Annotated in this window: 19 protein-coding genes; 5 read left to right on the forward strand and 14 right to left on the reverse strand. The window is 61.5% G+C overall.

What is annotated here, in order from left to right; genetic code table 11:
- Positions 1 to 35: 35 nt before the first annotated feature.
- The 4 genes from gatA to OXI69_05615 are packed head-to-tail and all read left to right on the forward strand — an operon-like array spanning position 36 to position 5945.
- Positions 36 to 1481, forward strand: a complete 1446-nt coding sequence (gene gatA, locus OXI69_05600) for an Asp-tRNA(Asn)/Glu-tRNA(Gln) amidotransferase subunit GatA (GenBank protein MDE2665604.1) — start codon at positions 36 to 38, stop codon at positions 1479 to 1481.
- A gap of 51 nt (positions 1482 to 1532) precedes the next feature.
- Positions 1533 to 3563, forward strand: a complete 2031-nt coding sequence (locus tag OXI69_05605; GenBank protein ID MDE2665605.1) for an ATP-binding protein — start codon at positions 1533 to 1535, stop codon at positions 3561 to 3563.
- Positions 3548 to 4984 (forward strand): sigma-54 dependent transcriptional regulator, encoded by a 1437-nt coding sequence (locus OXI69_05610; protein MDE2665606.1) that lies wholly within the window; start codon positions 3548 to 3550, stop codon positions 4982 to 4984. Before OXI69_05605 ends, OXI69_05610 begins: the two co-directional genes overlap by 16 nt.
- A gap of 37 nt (positions 4985 to 5021) precedes the next feature.
- Positions 5022 to 5945: a diacylglycerol kinase family lipid kinase gene (locus OXI69_05615; GenBank protein MDE2665607.1), complete on the forward strand. Its 924-nt coding sequence runs from the start codon at positions 5022 to 5024 to the stop codon at positions 5943 to 5945.
- On the opposite strand, the gene OXI69_05620 is transcribed toward OXI69_05615, so the two are convergent.
- The 14 genes from OXI69_05620 to OXI69_05685 all read right to left on the reverse strand — a co-directional run bounded on the left by OXI69_05620 (position 5935) and on the right by OXI69_05685 (position 17352).
- Positions 5935 to 6654, reverse strand: a complete 720-nt coding sequence (locus OXI69_05620) for a chlorite dismutase family protein (GenBank protein MDE2665608.1) — start codon at positions 6652 to 6654, stop codon at positions 5935 to 5937. The two genes, OXI69_05615 and OXI69_05620, sit on opposite strands and share 11 nt — an antisense overlap.
- 32 nt (positions 6655 to 6686) lie before the next feature.
- Positions 6687 to 6830, reverse strand: a complete 144-nt coding sequence (locus tag OXI69_05625; protein MDE2665609.1) for a CcmD family protein — start codon at positions 6828 to 6830, stop codon at positions 6687 to 6689.
- Entirely contained in the window at positions 6827 to 7522 is a 696-nt protein-coding gene (ccsA, locus tag OXI69_05630; protein ID MDE2665610.1) for a cytochrome c biogenesis protein CcsA, read from the reverse strand. Before ccsA ends, OXI69_05625 begins: the two co-directional genes overlap by 4 nt.
- 81 nt (positions 7523 to 7603) lie before the next feature.
- Positions 7604 to 8284 carry a heme exporter protein CcmB gene (locus tag OXI69_05635; GenBank protein ID MDE2665611.1) on the reverse strand — a complete coding sequence of 227 codons (681 nt, stop codon included), beginning with the start codon at positions 8282 to 8284 and terminating at the stop codon, positions 7604 to 7606.
- An 82-nt stretch (positions 8285 to 8366) separates the two neighbouring features.
- Positions 8367 to 9101, reverse strand: coding sequence for a heme ABC exporter ATP-binding protein CcmA (gene ccmA / locus OXI69_05640; GenBank protein MDE2665612.1), 735 nt, complete (start codon positions 9099 to 9101; stop codon positions 8367 to 8369).
- Positions 9102 to 9743: 642 nt separating this feature from the next.
- Complete coding sequence (locus tag OXI69_05645; protein MDE2665613.1) at positions 9744 to 10757, reverse strand: hypothetical protein; 1014 nt, start codon at positions 10755 to 10757, stop codon at positions 9744 to 9746.
- 235 nt (positions 10758 to 10992) lie between these two features.
- Positions 10993 to 11364 (reverse strand): hypothetical protein, encoded by a 372-nt coding sequence (locus OXI69_05650; GenBank protein ID MDE2665614.1) that lies wholly within the window; start codon positions 11362 to 11364, stop codon positions 10993 to 10995.
- Between the two features lie 68 nt (positions 11365 to 11432).
- Positions 11433 to 11984, reverse strand: coding sequence for a cytochrome c-type biogenesis protein CcmH (locus OXI69_05655; protein MDE2665615.1), 552 nt, complete (start codon positions 11982 to 11984; stop codon positions 11433 to 11435).
- Positions 11971 to 14001, reverse strand: coding sequence for a heme lyase CcmF/NrfE family subunit (locus OXI69_05660; protein MDE2665616.1), 2031 nt, complete (start codon positions 13999 to 14001; stop codon positions 11971 to 11973). Before OXI69_05660 ends, OXI69_05655 begins: the two co-directional genes overlap by 14 nt.
- 99 nt (positions 14002 to 14100) lie before the next feature.
- Positions 14101 to 14532, reverse strand: a complete 432-nt coding sequence (locus OXI69_05665) for a cytochrome c maturation protein CcmE (protein ID MDE2665617.1) — start codon at positions 14530 to 14532, stop codon at positions 14101 to 14103.
- Positions 14533 to 14712: 180 nt separating this feature from the next.
- Complete coding sequence (locus OXI69_05670; GenBank protein ID MDE2665618.1) at positions 14713 to 15114, reverse strand: type II toxin-antitoxin system VapC family toxin; 402 nt, start codon at positions 15112 to 15114, stop codon at positions 14713 to 14715.
- Positions 15111 to 15344 carry a toxin-antitoxin system HicB family antitoxin gene (locus OXI69_05675; protein ID MDE2665619.1) on the reverse strand — a complete coding sequence of 78 codons (234 nt, stop codon included), beginning with the start codon at positions 15342 to 15344 and terminating at the stop codon, positions 15111 to 15113. Before OXI69_05675 ends, OXI69_05670 begins: the two co-directional genes overlap by 4 nt.
- Positions 15345 to 15409: 65 nt before the next feature.
- On the reverse strand, positions 15410 to 15715 hold the full coding sequence (locus tag OXI69_05680; GenBank protein ID MDE2665620.1) for a non-heme iron oxygenase ferredoxin subunit: 306 nt from the start codon (positions 15713 to 15715) through the stop codon (positions 15410 to 15412).
- Between the two features lie 107 nt (positions 15716 to 15822).
- On the reverse strand, positions 15823 to 17352 hold the full coding sequence (locus OXI69_05685; protein ID MDE2665621.1) for an MFS transporter: 1530 nt from the start codon (positions 17350 to 17352) through the stop codon (positions 15823 to 15825).
- 156 nt (positions 17353 to 17508) lie between these two features.
- Between OXI69_05685 and glnD the strand changes: the two genes are divergently transcribed.
- Entirely contained in the window at positions 17509 to 20076 is a 2568-nt protein-coding gene (gene glnD, locus OXI69_05690) for a [protein-PII] uridylyltransferase (GenBank protein MDE2665622.1), read from the forward strand.
- The last annotated feature ends 66 nt before the right edge of the window (positions 20077 to 20142 follow it).

Raw genomic sequence — 20142 nt, forward strand, 5'->3', positions numbered from 1 at the left:
TTCCTGAACCTCAACCACTCGGACGGAAGGGTTTCATGGATCTCAAGAAGCTGACCGCCAGGAAAATCAAGAGTCTGATCGAGCGCGGCGACGCTTCGGCCGTAGAGATTTGCCGCGCCTTCCAGGACCGCATCCGAGAGCAGGATTCCGAGGTTCGGGCTTTCTTGCACTACGACAACGACTTCGCCCTCGGCCAGGCCGAGCGGATCGATCGTATGAAGCGGGCCGGAGAGCCGCTTCCCGAGCTGGCCGGACTGCCAATGGCCATCAAGGACAATCTCCTGATTCGGGGTCTCCGCTGCACCTGCGGATCTCGGAATCTGGAGAACTTTGTCGCTCCCTACAACGCCACCGTCATTGACCGGCTGCAGTCCGCCGGGGCGGTGTTTCTTGGAAAGGCCAATCTGGACGAATATGCCATGGGCTCGTCCACGGAGAATTCCGCCTTTCAGCCAACCCGGAATCCTCACTCCCGCGACCACGTTCCCGGCGGTTCGAGCGGCGGCTCGGCAGCGGCAGTGGGCGCCCATATGGCGGTAGCGGCGCTGGGCACGGACACCGGAGGCTCCATTCGGCAGCCGGCGTCGTTTTGCGGTGTGGTCGGCATGAAGCCCACCTACAGTCGAGTATCGCGCTATGGGCTGGTGGCATTCGGATCCTCTCTGGATCAGATCGGTCCCCTGGCTCACGGCGTCGAGGACGTGGCCGGTATTCTCAAGGTGATCTCGGGCAAGGACCCGCTCGATGCCACCTCGCTGGCGGTGGATGTGCCCGACTTTGCGGGCGGGCTGGGTCAACCGATTGAAGGCCTGAAAATCGGAATACCCCGTGAGTATCGGCAGAGCGGAGTCTCCGAGCCGGTCCGGACCAGGATTGAAGCAGGCTTGAAGCTGTTTCAGCATCTGGGGTGCCGCCTGATCGAGGTCGATCTGCCCCACACCGACTACGCCATTGCCACCTACTACGTGATTGCCATGGCCGAAGCCAGTTCCAATCTGGCCCGATATGACGGCGTCCGTTATGGTCTGCGGATACCGGGACAGGGCGATCTGTCCAGCATGTACCGGGAGACCAGGGACGCCGGATTCGGAGCCGAGGTCAAGCGCCGGATCATGCTGGGGACGTTCGTGCTGAGCTCCGGCTACTACGACGCCTACTATCTGAAGGCGCAGCAGGTGAGAACTCTGATCAAGCGGGACTTTGAAGCGGCCTTCCAAGAGGTGGACCTCCTGATTTCACCCACCTCTCCCACCCCTCCTTTTCGCCTGGGCGAGAAGACCAACGATCCGCTGGCCATGTACCTTTCGGATATATTCACCATTACTGCCAACCTCGTCGGCATTCCCGGCATTTCGCTGCCCTGCGGCCGCACGCCCGAGGGAATGCCCGTCGGGATTCAGCTTCTGGGAAAACACTTCGACGAGCAGGTGGTTCTGAACGCGGCGCATGCCTTCGAGCAGGCCGGCGGCTTCGATCCCTGACCTCTCCGGCTCCCCTCAGTCGCCCCTGCCCGCCTGCCCTTCGGTTGTTCCATGCAACTGCTCCTGGTCGTAAAACTGGTTGGTTTCGTGCTGGGCGTGGCGCTCCAGGTCTCTCTCTTCGTGCTCATCAAGCGCTACCGGCGAATCGGCAAGCTGGAGCGGGTCCTGCTGGTGCTTGTCGGTTGCCTCTTCCTCTGGAACCTCTGCAACTGCCTTACCCTGGTGTTCGAGAGCCTCGCGCTCACCCCCATGACCACCTTCCTCCTTTCGGTCGGGGTCGATCCGCTGGCCTATGTCGCCCTGGCGCTCCAGCCGTCCCTGTTGCTCCACGTACACCTGATCTTTCAGGCGGACAAGCTTCCCAAGCCGATGATTCCCCGTCATTGGGTCTGGGAGATTGGCGCTTATGCTCCCCTGATCTTTCTGCCCTGGGCGTTTGCCGAGTTTCTGCAGGCCTATCCGGTAAGGATCCTGGCCCCTCTCTCGTACGCCAAACCGTTTGCCGCCTGGTTCGTCCTGGTGCTGATGGTTTGTGTCCTGATCGAGTGGCGTCTGCTGAGAGCCAACGACAGGCCGCGGGAGCGCAGCCTGTATCGAATTTCGATCGCCATCTTCCTGACCGTGGCTGTCCTGGTCTTCCTGGCCTACTGGGTCTTCGACCACGGGTCACCCGAACGAATGGACGCTACCGTCGAGACGGTCCTCCTGTTGTGGTTGAATCTTCCCAGTGGGCTGCTGGGCTACTACATTTTTCGTTATCGATTTTTCGAGGTGGCCATCCAGCGCAGCCTGGGATTCTCCCTGGTCGGAGTTCTCCTGCTGGTGATCTACCTGTTCGTGGTGAGGGGCCTGAGGGACTTCCTGGAGGATCGCTTTGAGCTTCCGGGCGTCCTGGTGGAGGCCGCCATGATCCTGGCGCTCTTCGCCCTGGCCCAGCCGCTGAAGCGTTGGCTGGAGAACTCGGTTCGCCAGCTCTTCTCGCTGGAAATGGCTCGTCTGAGCGGCATGGCCGCCAGGCTGGAGGAAGTCTCCCGGTCTACCGTCGAGATCGATCGACTGGTCCGTTTTACCGAGAACCTGCTGAGATCGGAGCTTGGGCTCCAGCAGGCCAGGCTGGTGCTCTATTCTGAATCCTCTGCGGCTGGAGAGGGGGAAGGGAAGAGGAGAGCCGGTCGGGACACGGCGGAACGTTTCCTCCTGAAGCAGGGGGAACAGACCATCGGAGAACTGCAGGCAGCCTCGGCCTCGGGCCGCCTTTCCACCGAACAGCAGGCGGGAGTGCAGCTGGTGGCTGCCCAGTTCGTTGGCGCCCTGGAGAACTGCAGGTTGGCCAGGGGCAAGATCGAGCTGGAACGGGAGCTGGCCGAGCGCGACAAGTGGGTGTCCCTGGGCCGGATGGCTGCCGCCGTGGCCCACAACGTCAAGAATCCATTGAGCTCGATCAAGACCATCGTTCAGCTAATGCAGGAGGATGGAGAGGTCCAAAGCAAGTACCGGAGCGATCTCGGTCTGATCAACGGCGAAATCGACCGCTTGAGTCACAGCGTCGGCCAGTTGCTGACCTTCTCCCGGCCGACCGTGGCCGGCCGGTCCAGCCTGGACCTGGACCCGGTGCTGGGAAGGATCGGACAGATGTTCCAGGCCGAGTCGGAGCGCCGGCAGGTTCGGCTGATAATGAAACGGAGTGCGCAGCCGTTGCCGGTGCAGGGTAACGAAGAGATCTTCCTGGAGATCTTTCAGAACCTGGTGGTGAATGCCCTGGAGGCTGCTCCCGCCGGCAGCCGAATCACCTTGGGCAGCGCCATCATTGGCGCCGACAGGGACAAGAGGGTCAGGGTCCGGGTGGAGGACGAGGGTCCCGGCATCCCGGCCGGCGACCAATCGGAGATGTTCCGGCCCTTTTACACCACCAAGCCCGGAGGTACCGGTTTGGGCCTTGCCCTGGCCCAGCGCCGGGTTTTGGATCTCGGCGGAGAAATCTCCTGTCACAGCCCTGTTTCCAAGAGGGGAGGCGCCCGCTTCGAGGTGACCCTTCCCTTGATTCCAGCCCTGGAAGAGGAACCGACATGCACAGAATCCTGATCGTGGATGATGAGCCGGCGGCCCGCTATGGCATTCGCCGCGCTCTGGAGGGTCCGGAGATTCAGGTCTTCGAGGCCGGCAGCGCCGAGGAGGCCCGGCGGCTGATCCGGTTGCATCGGCCCGGTGTCATGCTGGCCGACATCAACATGCCTCACGAGGACGGGATCGCGCTGCTCCACAGCCTGGAGCAGGACACGCATCCCCCGCTCACCATCATGGTGACCGCCTACGGAGCGGCCAGGGTCGCGGTCGAGGCCATGAAGGCGGGGGCTTACGACTACATCGTCAAACCGTTCGAGATCGACGAGCTCAGGCTGGCGGTGCAGCGGGCCCTGGAGCGGATCGCCCTGGAGGAGGAGAACCGGGAACTCAAAAAGCAAGTGCTGAGCGACGGACACTTTGGAGGGCTGATCGGCAAGAGTCCCGCCATGCTGAGAGTCTTCGAGATCGCGGAAAAGCTGGCCGCCACCGATGTCACCGTATTGATTCAGGGGGAGAGCGGCACCGGCAAGGAGGTGCTGGCTCGCGAGATCCATGCACGCAGTCCCAGAGCGGCGGGGCCCTTTGTGGCCGTGAACTGTGCGGCCCTGCCTGAATCCCTGATCGAAAGCGAGCTCTTCGGGTACGAGAAGGGCGCTTTTACGGGAGCTTCCCGGGAACGTGCCGGCAGGTTCGAGCAAGCCCATCGGGGAACCCTCTTTCTGGATGAGATCGGGGACATGAACCCGGTGACCCAGGCCAAGGTCCTTCGCGCCCTGGAAGCACGAACGGTCGAACGCCTGGGCGGCAACCGGGCCATCCCGGTCGATGTCCGGATTCTCAGCGCCACTCACAAGGATATTGCCGCGGAAGTGGCGGCCGACCGGTTTCGCGAGGACCTGTTCTTTCGTTTGAAGGTCGTCATCGTGGAGATTCCACCGTTGCGGCTGCGATCCCAGGACCTTCCCCTGCTCATTCAGTCCTTTCTGGAGATCTATGCCTCCCGCCACCGGAGACCCGGCATTTCCCTGGCGACCGACGCCCTGGATCGGCTGCACCGATATTCCTGGCCGGGAAACGTTCGCGAACTGCGCAACGTCATCGAGGGCTGTGTCGTCCTGGGGCGGTCCTCGACCATTCAGGTGCATGATCTCCCTCCCGAAATCCGTGAGCTGCCGTCCCGGTCCGATATGGGTCCGGAGGGGCGGTCCATGCTCGGAGAAGCGGATCCGGGTCGACCTTCCGGCAGTTGGCTGTCGCTGCCCTACAGGGAAGCCAGGAAACAGTTTGAATCCAACTACATTGCCACCCGCCTGAGAGCCAACGGAGGCAACGTGAGCCGAACGGCCGCCCAGATCGGGCTTCACCGGCAGAGCTTGCACCAGAAACTGAGGGAACTTGGAATTGAAAGCAGGCAGCTCGGGAAATCTGCCGGCGGGTGATTCACCTGCCTTGCGCGGGAGCGGTCGTCCGGCACCCGTGCATTTTTCGAAGGCGGCCCTGATTTACAACCCCGCGGCCCGGCGGTTGAGGTACCGGCGGTTCCGCAGGCTTCGGGCGGTCCTGGAGCGCCTTCGCTCATTCGGACTGACGGTGGAGGTCCATGAGACGGTTGGCTCCAACCATGCCACCGGTCTGGCCCGATCGGCCGTGCAGAGGGGTTGCGACCTGGTCGTGGCATGCGGGGGAGACGGCACCGTCAACGAAGTCGTCGTCGGCATGGCGGGGTCCCGGGTTCCCCTGATGGTGATCCCTGCCGGCACGGCCAATGTCCTGGCGCAAGAAATCGGTTTGCCCCTGGATTGGGTCGAAGCGGCCGGATTGCTCCGGACCGGTCGGATCCGGCGAATTGCCCTGGGCCGGGTCGGTAGCCGGCCCTTCGTTCTGATGGCCGGTATCGGAGTGGACGCCGCCGTTGTGGGTTCGGTGCATGGAGGACTGAAAGCACTGCTGGGACAGGGGGCCTTCTGGATTGCGAGCTTGCGGCAGCTCCTGAGCTACCCTTTTACCCCATTCGAGGTGCAGGCGGAGGGAGAATCCAGCCAGGCCACCTTTGCGGTGATCGCCAGAGCGAGGAATTATGGCGGAGGGTTTCAGATTGCCGGCCAGGCAGACCTCTTTTCGGAAGACTTCCAGGTGTGTCTCTTTCAGAACGGGAGCCGATGGCGTTTTCCCCGCTATTTCTGGAACGTGGTTCGCCGGAGGCACCCTCGTCTTCCGGACGTGCTCCAGTTCCGCACCCGCTCCGTCCTGGTCAAGGGCAGCCCGCAAACAGGAGTCCAGATCGACGGTGAGCTGATTGGCTGCTTGCCGCAGTCGGTAACCCTTCAGCCCGATGCCCTTTCCCTGCTCGTTCCGGGACCCGGGAAGTTGTCCAGCGGGGAGGGGAAGGTCATTCCGTAGGAGACAGGGGACTCTGCCAAAGGGTCCTGCCGATGAAGAAGGGCCCCAGGGATTCAATGTACTGGGAGGTCTGGCGGGTCTTCCGCATGGTCTGCACGATGTGGGAGAGAGGATGGAGATCCCGGCCGACCAGGCCGATCACGAAGTCGTTGTCGTTCTTGTCCAGCCCGTGACAGGCCAGGCGAACGTCGTGAGCCAGATCAGCCTCTCCATAAGCCCGTCCGATGGTGGCGTGCTCTCGCAGGATGGCGCTCTGCTGGGCCGGCTCCAGCCCGGCAAAGGCGCCGGAGCGCCTGAGAGGATACCAGATGGCCCAGGGCCAGTCCGGATTGAGCACGGTTCTGCGAGCCTTGTGCAGCAACCAGTGCTCCAGGTCGGGTTCGAATCCCGAAGCATAGGTTCTCCCCAGCATGGTCAGCTCGGGTTTGGGCGCCAGCCCTTCCAACGGCGGAGAGTTCAAGAGATCCCGCCATCCCGTCACGAAATAGGCGGGGTCCTCGCTCATGCCCAGCACGGCAATGCCCTTGGGATCGTTCAGGTCCTGATAGAGGACCAGGTTGCGGGCGCTTTGCTCCAGGGTTCGAATGACCGGCTCGGGACGGGTGCAGTTGCCGAAGACCTGCAGTTGCAGGAACAGGCGGCGATCCAGGCTTTGCCCCCGGGCTCCCCGCTCCTGGACGTCGATCTTCGGACCGGCCGAATGGTTCATGTCCAACTGCGCTCCAATCGCACCAACAGGGGTCAGTCGTCTTCCGCCTTTTCCAGGGCCTCCCGCAGGCGGGCCAATTCCTGCTGCAACCGGAGTTGGCGTCGGCCGATACTGAAGACATATCCGAAGAGGATGAGCCACATGATCCCGTAAGCCGCCAGCAGGTAGTGATTCATCGGACCTCCCTCAGGTGGCGCTGGGCGGTTCGCCGGAGACTTTCGACCGATTCCCGGCATCGTTCCAGGTCGCACCCCATTTTCCAGAGGCAAAAGAAGAGCAGAGCAAGTGCCAGCAAGGTCACCGACAGAGCCAACCACATGTCCGGATGCAGGCCGGAATCCTCGCCGCCGGCGATCACCGGCTGGGGGTGCTGGGTCCGCCACCAGCGGTTGGCCATGTAGACAACCAGGGCGTTCACGGCGCCGAAAATGCTGACGACGGCGCTCAATCGGGCTCGTTGCTCGGGCGAGTCCACCAGGCGGCGCAGCATCAGGTAGCCCATGTAGATCAGCCACAGAACGAAGGTGGTGGTGAGCCGGGCGTCCCAGGTCCACCAGATCCCCCACACCGGCTTGGCCCAGATGGGCCCGCTGACGAGGTTGAGGGTCAGGAAGACCGCGCCCACCTCGGCCGCCGAGGCTGCCCGAACGTCCCACTGTCGGTCACGTTTTCGCAGGAATCGGAGGCTGCAGAAGCACACCAGGTAGATGGCCAGGAAGCCCACCCAGGCGGAAGCAACGTGGAAGTAGAAGATCTTCTGCACGATCCCCATGGTGAGCTCCACCGGCGCCAGCACAAAGATGGCGTAGAGAGCCGCCATCATGGCCAACAGGGCCAGCAATCCAAGTCCTTTGTGCAAGCCGACCATGGGGGTCCTTCCGCTCCGGCGCCGGAGCCTACCGAACAATCGGGACATATTACCCAAATATGGACCTCAGCACCAAGAATCTCATTTCTCCAGGACGTAGTCGAAGGTCATCAGGGGGAGGGTCACGAAGATAATGTCGTAGGCCGTCAGCACCTGCATCCAGAAAAACATCACCCGCTCCTCCGGGGGTTGGGCGAAATTGGCGGCGGTTGCCAGGACCACGCTCAGGATCACGGGCAGCACCAGGGGTACCAGCAGCACCGGGAGCATGACCTCGCTCATACGGGTGTTGGCGGAAACGGCGGCCAGCAGGGTGCCCACCGAGGCGAAGCCGAGAGTCCCCAGGAAGGTTATGGCCGCCATCCAGCCGATCCTGGGCCAGATGCCGTAGTTGAAGAGGAAGGAGAACAGGCAGAGGATGATCGCCTCCGCCAGCAGCAGGAAGATCAGGTTGGCCAGCATCTTTCCCAGGTAGATGCTGCTCCATTTCACCGGGGACAACATCAGTCCCTCCAGGGCGTCGTTCTCCTTTTCGCCGGCGAAGGACCGGTTCATTCCCAGGAGTCCCGCGAAAATGAAGGTCATCCACAGCAGCCCCGGCCCGAACTTCCTGATTTCCTCGGAATCGGGCTCGAAGGCGAAGTTGAACATCAGGATGACCAGAAGCCCGAACAGCAGCATGGAGGTCAGGACATCCTTGGTCCTGTATTCGGTCAGGAGGTCCTTCATCAAGATGGCTGCCGTCTGGCTCCAGAACTTCACCCTTGCGCCTCACTGTAACGGCTATTCCTGAAACGCGTTCAAATCCGGTTGCAACCGATCTGCTGTCTCAAACGCCTCGTTCTCAGTTCCTTGGCCCCACCGAGCTGTCAGGAGCTCCTTTCAGGAACTGCCGGTAGCGGCTGCGAGCCGCCCTGGAGTCGCCGGTCCATTCGGTCACAATGCGGCCACGGTCCAGAAGGATCCAGCGGGTGACGCCCTCCGGACCCTGCTCCAGGTTGTGGGTAGCCATGACGATGGTTCTCCCGGCTGCCGCCCATTGCCGCAGCCGCTTCGAAAGGAGCTCGGCTGCTTCGAGGTCAAGCCCGGTGAAGGGTTCATCCAGCAGCACCAGCTCGGGGCCGTGCAGCGTAGCCCGGGCAATGGCCAAGCGCTGCTGCATCCCGCGGGAGAAGCCGCGTACGGGACGATCGGCGCTCAGGTCCAACCCTGCATCGCTCAGGGCGGCGGCGACCCGTTCGCCGGCTCCCTCGATCCCGTGCAGCCGGGCATGCAGCCGCAGGTTCTCTCTGGCGCTCAAGCCGGGATAGAGAAGGGTCTGGTGAGCCACCAGGCCGATCCGCTCCCTGCCGCGCTCGGGATCCCGGGCGACATCCACGCCGCAAATCCGCACCCGGCCCCGGTGGGGCTTCACCAGTCGAGCCATGACCCGCAGCAGCGTGGACTTCCCGGCGCCGTTGCGACCCAGCAACACCACGAATTCACCTTGGTGGACGCGCAGCGAAACATTCGCCAGAGCCGGGTTGAGCCCGAACCATTTTTCGGCGTTCTCGACGACTACGGCGGCATCGGCAGTCATCGGCTCACTCCGGAACTTGATTGAAACAAACGCCGCAACTCAGGAAGCTGCAGTTTGTGGAACCAGTGTAAAGCCAAGAGACTTAGCGGAATCTGTAAGTCCCGCGAGGCGGCGTTGCCGGACTGATTCGAATTACTCCTGTTGCAACCGGTTTGAGCCGCCCGGTCGCACGATGCGGAGCTGAGACTTGCCCCCACCGCATCAGCCTTCGCTTGGCTGGCTGAGGCCGCATCTAGGAGGCGCGGCGTCGCCCCCCACCGCATCAGCCTTCGCCATTCGGCTCGGCTTCTGCGACTCCCCCTCGAGGGGGGAGTGATACCCGCGTTACATAGCGGGAATGTTGCTTACCCATTAGACCACAAACAAGGTTTACATCCTGCCCAGGAATCGGGCGAGACGTCTCGTGCTGGCCTCAAGGATCACTCCCCCCTGGAGGGGGAGTCGGTGAGACAAGGGCTTCGCCCGCAGTCGAACCGGTGGGGGGGACGGAATCGGCGAGATCGCCGGATAGGAGATCCGGCCCGCAGTCGAGCCGGTGGGGGGGCGGACTCCGAGGTTCGTAAGAGGCCCCTGTTTCACTCTCGTATGATCCGCACGGCAGGGCGGGGTCTGGATTCGTATTCAAGGTGCGCCATGTTGCTGTCAGGAGCGCTTCTTTTTGCGCTTTCGCAGCTGCTGGTGAAGTCGTTCCCGGGATTGCTGTCCCAGCGCGTAGAAGATGATGGCCAGGGACAGTGCGGCCAGGGTTCCCAGGATGAGAGTTCGCTGTTCATAGATGCGGTTCGGCATTCGGACCACCCGGAGCTGGGAATCCTCCCCGTGGTCGTGGCCGTCATGGGGGGAGTGTTCGGGGGCCTCGCCCACGATCCTGAGGTTGAGAAACTCCCCCTCGGGGATTTGGGTGATGTGAAAGGTTGCGGACTCGGTCCGGGAGTCTGTGCCCGTGGAAACCACTCCCGTGCCGGTGACTTCAAGGGTGGAGGGCTTCACGAACAGTTGAGAGTGGTCGGTCCCGTTGAGCAGTCGAAACTTCAGTTGTCTGTCGTCGCTGGGAAACCTGACATTATAGGCGACCCAGATTTCATTGATTCCCGGCTTCATGGGGTAGTTGATCCGGTAGCCGCCTCCGTCCCGGATGAGGGGCCGCTGAGGCAGAGGAATTCTCCCCAGGCCCAGCACCGACACCTTCAGATCCAGCGGGGAGTCCGGTGTGTCGAACTCGAAGGTCGACAGGGAATTCGCCAGCGTTCGCCTGGGTTGGGAGTTGTTGGTGAGGAGATATTGGTGCTCGATCCGCAACTCGTTGCCGTGAGCCAGGGCGACCATGAAAGGCATGGATACGCCGACTTCGGCGAGCTGGGAGGCCGTTTCGTAGATGGTCAGGAGTTGAGGGTCCTCCATCTCGGCCGTGGAAGACAGCGACTGATTGTAGTTGACACCCCGGTAGATGGTGCGCAGCAGGATATGCGGGCTCGAAGGGGCCAACTCGACCTGCTCGAAGGTGAATCGACCTCCTTGAGCAGTGAAGGTTTCCTTGGTGGCATTCGTTCCCTCTCCCAGCGTGAGAAGCTCCACCTTCTGGTTGACCGCCGGCCGTCCGGTGGTCCCGTTGATCACCTGCCCGGAGACGGAGGACTGGGCCCAGGCTGCTTGCAAGCAAAGGCTGGATGCCCAGAGAACGGCTGGGAGCAGTCCAAGGCCGCGGAAGACCGGGCGGGGACCTTCCTTGCGTCTCCGGAGGGGGCATTGGCCGGGCACGGTGGCTATCATGAAAGTCGCTCAGCCCCTTTTCGCTGAGCCCCCGAAAATTCTCTGCCCTGGGAAGGCTGGAGGGAGGGGCGATGTGTCGATTGGAACCCCGACGGATGGGGAGGATGGGAAGGTTTTCTGTTCAAGGCTTCCTGGATTTGCCGGGGCGCTTGCCGCTCTTGAGCACCGCCACCACCTGAGGACTACCCGTGCGGTCGAGCGGCTCGGGTTGGATCGCTTCGATCTGGCTCACCACCCCGTAGGCTTCTGTCAGGTAGTCCTGATGGAGTCGCTGGTAGTCCTCGTCGGAGAGTTTCCCCATCTTGTACTCGAAGTCCAGGTCCTTGATGTTCTCGTAGATGGTCTCCTTCCTTCTCAGCAGGCGCTTCAGGCCTGTGGAGCGGCTGTCGACGTCCACCAGGAAGGGACTGCCGGCGGTGGAAAGCAGCGGGCGAAAGACGTAAAAGGCCGCGGCCAGGGAGATCAGTATGCATGTCAGAGCCAGCCAGACCATGGGAACTTAACCTCGAATCTCAAAGGATGCCCTCTGCTTGGGTGATGGCGCCACTCCGGAACAGGGGGTCAGTCGAAATCCTTCAACTCCTTCTCCATCCGGTTTCGATACGCTTCCGGAATGGCCTCCGGGACGGCCGGAGTCGACGCCGGGAGCGGCCGGCGCCGGGTCCATACCCTGACGACCCGATAGAGCACGAGCAGCCCTGCCAGAAGAGCCACCACCGGCAGGGTCCAGGCTACCAGGTCGAAGCCCTCGCCTGTGGGCGCCGATAGAATAACGCCACCGTACTTGGCCACGAAGTCGTCGACGATCTGCTCTTCCGTCATCCCCGCCTGCAGCTTCTGGTCGATCTCGCTTCTCAGCGGGTTGGCGGAACCACAATGCAGCATGCCACAGCCCGAGAGCTGGTGGTTGCAGCTGCATTGACAGACAAAGTTTTCGGAGACCTTCTTGACTTCGGGCGAAAAGATCTGAGCGGAGGCCGGTGGGGGAAGCAGGATTGCCAGAAGCAGAATCAGGGCCGAAAACCGGTAGCGGACCCAGGCAAAGCCGTGGGACCGGAATGGAACCGCAAGCGGTTTGTACTGCGTCCCAGGGCCTGTCCTAGACTTTGGCATAAGACCTGGCCTCGACTTTCAGCGGAACTTTCTGAGCCGCCCGCTCATGCTGGTTGGGGATCAGGCAGATCACCGTCCCCAGGATAAAGACGGCTCCTCCGATCCAGATCCAGGCGACCAGCGGCTTGATGTAGGCCTGAATGATGAAACTGGACCCATCCTGGTCGGGGCCGGCAAAGACGACGTAAAGGTCCTCCTTGAGCGTCCGGTGGAGGGCCACCTCGGAAGTGGGCTGCTTGCTGGTCTTGTAGAGGCGCTGTTCCGGCTTGATCTCGGAGAGGGCCCGACCCTCCTTCCAGACCTGCAAACGGGCCAGGGCGGAGGAGTAGTTGGGGTTGTCGGCGTTCTCGACCTCCTTCATCTCCAGCGTGTAGGAGCCGATTTCCAGCTTGTCCCCCGGAACCATGGCTTGTTGCTGTTCCTGGTCAAAGCCCGCCCCGGCAAATCCCACGAACAGGAAGACCATGGCCACGTGCACGATATAGCCGCCATGCCTGCGGGTGTTGCGGAAGGTCAGGATCCAGAGCGACTGCCAGTAGGCCTGACCCTGCCGGCGCCTTGCGCGGGCGCCCCGATGGAACTCGGCCAGAATGGTCACCAATACGAAGACGCAGAGAACGAGGCAGACGGTCGCATAGAAATGGCGCATCCCGAAAGCGACAAACACCGCTCCCGCCCCCAGCCCGGCCGCCAGCGGAATGGTGAAGTTCTTCCTCAGGCTGCGCAGGGAGGTTTTTCTCCAGGCCAGCAAGGGTCCGACACCGGTCAGGAAGAGCAGGAACAGCCCGATGGGGATGTTGACCTGGTTGAAGAAAGGAGCCCCTACCGTTCTCTTCTCGTTGGTGACCCATTCCGACAGGATCGGAAAGATGGTTCCCCACAACACGGCAAAGGTGGTCGCCAACAGAACCAGGTTGTTGAACAGGAAGCTGCTTTCCCTGGAAACCACCGAGTCCAGTCGGTTCTCGCTCTTGAGCTCTTCCAGTCGGGTGAAGAGAAAGTAGAGCGACAGGGCGGTCATCAGGATCAGAAAGGAAGAGAAGTAGGGACCGATCGGAGACTGGGCGAAAGAGTGGACCGAGGAAACGATTCCGCTGCGAGTCAGAAAAGTGCCGAGAATGCACAGCAGAAAGGTGGCCAGGATCAGGACCATGTTCCATACCTTCATCATCCCCTTGCGTTCCTGCATGATGACCGAGTGCAGGAAGGCCGTCCCGGTCAGCCAGGGCATCAGGGAGGCGTTTTCCACCGGGTCCCACCCCCAGTATCCGCCCCAGCCCAACACCACGTAAGCCCACATGGCGCCCAAGAGGATTCCCGTTCCCAGGAACAGCCAGGGGACCATCATCCATCGCCTGGTCGTACGGATCCAATCCTCGTCCAGTTCCCGAGTGATCAGGGCGGCAATGGCGAAAGCGAAGGGGATGGTGAATCCGACGTAGCCCACGTAGAGGATGGGCGGGTGGATCACCATGGCCCAGTATTGCAGCAGGGGATTGAGTCCCTGACCGTCGGGGGGAGTCCAGGGCACCGGCGCTTGCCCGGCCTGCGACACGCCGATGGCGTCGAAGGGGTTGGCGACGAAGTTGTTGACCAGCAGAAAGAAGGTGGTCACCATGGCGACCACTCCAACCACCCAGGGCATCAGGACGGGATTTCTCTTGCGATGGACCAGGACGGTCACCATGGAGAAGAGGGTCAGAATCCAGCACCAGAAGAGAAGCGAACCTTCCTGTCCTCCCCACAGCGCCCCCACCTTGTAGTACCAGGGCATGGCCTGGTTGCTGGAGGAGGCGACATACTGGAGTTGGAAGTTGCTGGTGACGAGCTGGTACCAGAGGCTCATCACGGCGACGGTCACCAGGACAGTGACGGCGACGGCGGCTCTCTCTCCGGTGGCGGCCAGACGTCGGTGCCCGAACTTCCCTGCCAGCAGCGACGCAACCAGCGCATAACAGGACAGGCCGAAGGCCAGCAGCATGGTGAACTGTCCGACATCGGTCAAAAAGACTTGCATGGAGTGATTTCTATAGGGGTTCGGTGCTGAATTGACCTGAGGATAGACGCCGGAAGGAACAACTCTCGGCGTTTCACTGCCCGGTCCTTGCCGGCAGGGTCACTGGTTTTGACCGGCGGCCTGCTTGAGGGCTTCCTGGCTGTAGGTGGCCTCGTACTTGGAGGCGCACTTGGCCTGAACCACCGTCGACTGAAACTCTCCGCCGGGCATGAGCTTGCCTTCCGCCATGGCCTCCGCGTCGTCCTTGAAGGTGTCCGGCAGCAGATCCTTCCCTACGTAGCGGATATTCAGGCTATGTCCCTCTTGTTCCAGGGTGAACCGCACTCCTTCATCCGCCTTCAGGATGCTCCCGGGAACGACGTTGCCGGCTACCCGGATCCGGCGGCCGTAGGCTTCGTCCCCCATGGCCTGCAATTCGCCGACGGTCTTGTAGTAGGCCACGCTTTCGTCGAAGCTGCTGAACCCCAGCCAAGCAACCGCCAGTACGATAACCAGAGAGCCGGCCAGGAACTTGATTTTTCCCTTGTCCATGCTTTCTTCCTTCCCGCCGCCAACGATTCAAGTCCAGTGAGAGCAGGCGAAAACCCGACGACAATATTGTACCCGCCGGCCGGGTTTTTAAGCAAGTTTAAGGCAGGGACCGTTTTCTCAGTGGTTCCGGCGGGAGCAGGCCATGGCAGGCAGAACCTATAGGCATGCAAAAGCCGGGAGTCAACCAATATGGACGTGCTGTACCACGACTTTCAGGCCCGAGGTTCTGGAAAGTCTTCCGTCGGCGGTCAAGAGGGGAATATCCAGTGTGCGGGCGGCTGCGAGATAGAAGGCATCGTAGGCGCTGACGCTGCGGTGATACTGCCAAGCCAGACGAGCCAAGTACCGGTGCGAAATTCGGTCCACCGGCCAGTGGGCCAAGTCATCGATAGCCAGCGATGCCCGCGACTCCTCGAGGTGACCCTTCAGCACCGCGCGGCGCAACACCGACAAGACCTCTGCGTCCATCAACTCGGGCGCTGACAGGGATGCATTCTCGATCATGTCTGCTACGGCCCGTCCGAGGGAGGTCCTCAGGAGGTACTCGACCGCAACTGAGGCATCGACAACGTACCCGGTCACCCGATCTCCAGGTCTCGGTGTGAACGTTCCTCCAGAAGCAACGCTGCCGCCGGTACTCCGAGGCGGGTCTTGGGGCGCTGAGCCAGGTGCTTGCGCCACTCCCACCTCGCCAACTCGCGTTCGAGCGCGGCCAGTACCGACGCGCTCAGGGTGCAGTGGTTCTCTCTCGCGTGGCGGCGCAGGCGCTCGTGAAGATCTTCCGGGATGTTCTTTACTTGAAGGTTGGCCATGTCATGATCTTAGCATGACGCTGGCATGAACGCAAGACCGCCGACTTACTCCTTAATCATGGTTCTCAACAGCTCACCCAGACGTCATCTCCTTCGATCTTGACCGGGTAGCATCCCACCTGGGCCCGCGGGTTGGTCAGGCAGGCGCCGGTGGCCACGTCGAATCGCCAGGAATGCCAGGGGCAGCTCACGACGTTGCCGTCCAGCGAGCCCTCGCCCAGCGGTCCGCCCCGGTGGACACAGGTGTCGTCGATCGCATGCAGATCGCCATCCACGTTGAACACCGCGATTCTCTTTCCGTCGACCTCAACCGTTCGGCCCTGCCCTGCCGCAATCTCATCGGCTCCGGCCACCCGAATGTAGTCGGCCATGGTTTCCTCCTTGTGGATCAGGATTTTGCCGGTCGGCGGTCGCTGATGAACCGGCAAACACAGTTTTGCTGTCAGCGGTCAAAGGGAGGCAAAGGATCACGCCAGTTTCAGCTTCGGCTGGGCTGGTCCAGAAGTCTGGCCCGGTAGCCTCCGATCCGCTTGAAGTAGGCCATCAGAACGAGATACCCCCCGAGCATGATGAGGGGCAGGACGGCCACTGTCATGAGGGCATCCTTCTTGGCGCCGGATTGGACCTCTGCGATCAGGCGGAGGTCGTCCGCGCCTACGGCTTGAAGCTTTTCCTGGTCCAGGGGCCGGTATCTGCCGAACACGCTCACCTTCTCCCGGCTCACCACCTGGGCGTGCAGAGCAGGATTCTGCGCGTGCAGCTCGCGTTCGATCACCCGGTCCTGAACGTGGCCGAGAAAGGCGGCGCCGACCACTCCAACGCTGAGCGTTCCCACGGCTGCGATGGCGTTCAGGGTCAGGGCGCCTCCTCGGGGAAACTGCTCGGAAACGACGCCCAGCATGGTGGGCCAGAAGAAGGTCTTGCCGAAACCGTAAAGGGTCGCCGCCAGCAGAATGGCGATTCCGGTCGATTTTGACAAGGCTACCAGGCCGACCGCCGCCACCAGGCTGCTGACGGCCAACAGTCCCAGAGGAGAAAGCCTGTGCACGAACGGACCCGCGAAAAAGCGGAGGATCATCATGATGAGGGAGGTGTAGACCAGCACCCACCCCGGATGGATTCCGAGTTGGCTCATTTCGGGAGCCATGAGGGAAGTGATCCAGCTATCGGTGCCCAACTCGGTGGTGGCCAGCGGAATCATCAGCAGGAGAAGGAAGAAGAACATCATCCTGCCCCAGGAACGCACGTAGAGGGTGTAGCCACCTACCAGAACGCCACCCAACACCAGTTGAACCGTCAGTGGCCAGGAAAAAACGCGGCCAACCTCGCTCACGATCAGAGCCACCACAATCAGGATGCCCAGGATGCCTGCTTCCTGGAGCATGGCCTTGTAGGAGACGCCGGCCTGCACCCTTTCCTGCACGGGGAATCTGCAGCCGGGCAACATCAGTCCATAGACTGCCGTCGGCAGCAGGATCAAGGCCACTTTCCAATGCCAGTCCACGCCGCCCATCATGAGGGCCAGTATGCCGCCCAGAACCAGTCCTCCCGGCCAGCCTGCATGCAGGATATTGAGCCACTTGGTCTTGTCGCGGGGATACATGGTGGCCACCACGGGATTGACCACCGCCTCAACCGTCCCATTGCCCAGCGCCACGATGAAGGTCCCGATATAGAGACCCCAGTAACCCTGGGCCAGGATGGTGATCACGGCCGAGGCCAGATGGCAGACAAGGGCGAAGGCCATGGCCTTGCCGTAACCGATGCGGTCCACCACCAGACTGAACAGGACGATGCTCAAGGCAAAAGGCCAAAGCCCCACACCGAAGATCTCGCCTTTCTGGGTCTCGCTCAGGTTGAACTGGACTCCCCATTCGTTGATGACCTGGGTACGCACGATGAAGCCGAAGGCGGTGGCCACCAGGGCAATAAAGCTGGCCCAGAAGAGCCTCTTGGCATTGGAGTCGAGCCGTTGCTGCTCGTCCCCTGGTGAGGTGGGATTGTCCATGGATCGGGGCGGGCCTGCCGTGATGTCGGTGCTGTCGAAACAGGCGCAGCTTAGCTCAGGCCCGGGTCGCTGTCAATCCGATTGCCCGCGGTCGATTACCCCCGGTCAACTATGGTTTGATTTCTCGGCTTTATCTGGGAAAGAATGCTGCCAGCCATGAAACGCGCAGAACTGAACCGGCAGATCGATCGGCTCAAAGAGGATTTTTGCGGCCACCTGCAAGTGGAGACCACGCTTGGGTCCATGACCGGGCTCATCAGGGGCGTGGTGGAGGATGCCTACCGTGAAGCTCGAACCGCCCTGCCGCCCGGCCGCAACGGGATCGCATTGCTCTCTGCCGGGGGATTCAGCCGAAACCAGCTTCATCCCTATTCGGACATCGACATCCTGGTGCTATTTGCCGGCCGCCTCCGGGAAGAGGACGAAACCTTCCTCAAGAGGCTGTTTCATCCGCTTTGGGATCTGGGGTTACACATTGGCCACCAGATCCTGGAGCTGAACCGCTATCGCTTCGATCCGGAGAACCTGGAGCTGGCTACCGCCCTGCTGGAAACGCGCCTGGTGGCCGGCGACTCCCGCCTCTATCAACAGTTCCTGCAACGGGACGTGAGACGGCTCCTCAAGCGCCAGCGAAAGCAGTTCCTGCGTATTCTGGTGGACAGCTACGAAGAGCGGCAGAAACGTTTCAGCTCGACCATCTACCAGTTGGAGCCCGACGTCAAGGAAGCCCCGGGCGGCCTGAGAGATCTTCAGGTGGCCGGCTGGCTGAGTCGACTCCTCTACGGAGTCGAGTCGGGGCAGGGCCTGATCGAGCTGGGCCTCCTGAACCAGGGCCAGTGGGACGAGCTCAGAGCGGCGCAACGGTTCCTGATGCAGTTGAGGACCTACCTTCACGTTCTGGCCGGACGCAACCGGAACGTCCTGTCTCACGAGTCGCAGGAAGAAATGGTCAAGGTGCTGGGCTACTCTGCCGACACCCCCTGGATGGCGGTGGAGAACCTCATGAAGGACTACTTCCTGAAGGCCAAGGTCATTCACGCCTTTTGCGAATCCATGGTTCGGAGAGCCTTCCCCCCGGTGAGGCGCCACAGGCGTTCCCTGAAAAAGACCTGGACCACCACCGTTGTCAGGAAAGGCGCTCTGGCGTTTCCCCGGGAAGCTGTGATTCCGGAGAACCCTCTCAACGTTCTGAAACTGTTCTCCCGTTCGGTGAGGTACCAGGTTCCGGTCAGCGAAGAGGCGCTGGACCAGATCCGGAGAAATCTGCCGCTGATCGGTGAAAGGCTTCGGGCCTCGGCGGAAGTCAGGGATCACTTCCTGAGGTTGCTGCGCCAGCGCCACGGGGTTTACGACGCTCTGTTCCTGATGCACGAGATCGGACTGTTGGGGCAGATCTTTCCGGAGTTCGATCGGATACGCTGCCACGTCACCCAGGACTTCTTTCACAAGTACACCGTGGATGAGCATTCCCTTCTGACCGTCAGGAACCTGGAAGAACTTTATCGCGGGCGAACGGAGAGAAGCCTTCGCTTCGGCGAGATTCTCAAAGGCCTCCGACGTCCCGATCTGCTGCTCTTCTCCCTGCTGTTTCACGACGTCGGAAAAGCCGAGCCGGGCAACCATTGCGAGAAGAGCCTGGCGGCCGTCGACCGGATTGCCGAGCGGATTCAACTGCCCCTGGCAGATCTCGAAACGGTCCGATTCCTGGTCAGCGGCCACCTGGAGATGTCCAACACCTTTCAGCGGAGAGATGTGACCGATGAGTCCGTAATCAAGCGATTTGCCGAGTTTGTGGGCAGCCAGGACAATCTCCGCCTGCTCTGCCTGGTGACCTACGCCGACATCACCGCCGTCAGTCCCGAGGCTCTGACCCCATGGAAGGAAGACGTGCTATGGCAGCTCTACGTGGAAACCAATGCTCAGTTGACCCGGGACTTCGCCGATGAGCGCTGGCACCTGAACGAGGATTCCGGCTTGATGGACAAAGTTTCCGACCTGGTGGGGGAAGGCCCCGACAACTCCCGGCTGCAGGACTTTCTGGATGGGTTTCCGCGGCGTTATCTGCGCTTCACTCCCACGGAACACATCGCCGAGCACTATCGATTGTCCGAGGGAATCCGTTCCCCTACCGACATCGTCAGCCGGCTGACCCGGCATCGGTCGACCTACCGGCTAACCTTCATGGCCTTGGACCGCCCCAACCTGTTCGCCAAAGTAACCGGGGTCCTGGCCTGCTATGGCATGAATATCGTTCGGGGGCAGGCCTTCGCCAACAGCCACGGCCTGATCCTGGATTTGATCGAGTTCGAGGACCGGCTGCACACGTTCAAAATGAACCGTAGCGAGATGGATGCCTTTCAGAACACCCTGCGTGAGGTAGTGCTGGGGCGCCAGGATCTGGCGGTGTTGCTCAAGAAAAGGGAAAGTAGTATTCTTTTTCGGTCCAAGAGTTGGAGTCCGATTCATACCTTTGTGGGTTTCGATGACCATGCCTCGGACAAGTACACATTGATGGAAATCGTGACCCGCGATCGGTTTGGGCTCCTGTATACTATTGCCACCAACTTGGCGAGGAACGACTGCAACATCGACGTCGCCCTCATATCCACCGAAGGACACAAAGCCATTGACGTCTTTTACTTGACGCAGGCGGGAGGGAAGTTGACCTCTCTGCCTCAGCAGGCGCTGGAACATTCGTTGCATCGGGCTCTGGATGGGGCCTGATCCGGATTCGGCTCGACTCGGAGGGTTAGAGCCATGAGCCCGTCAACGAAATGCCGGCATCCAAGT

The sequence above is a fragment of the Acidobacteriota bacterium genome, from assembly GCA_028875575.1.
GTDB lineage: Bacteria > Acidobacteriota > Terriglobia > Versatilivoradales > Versatilivoraceae > Versatilivorator.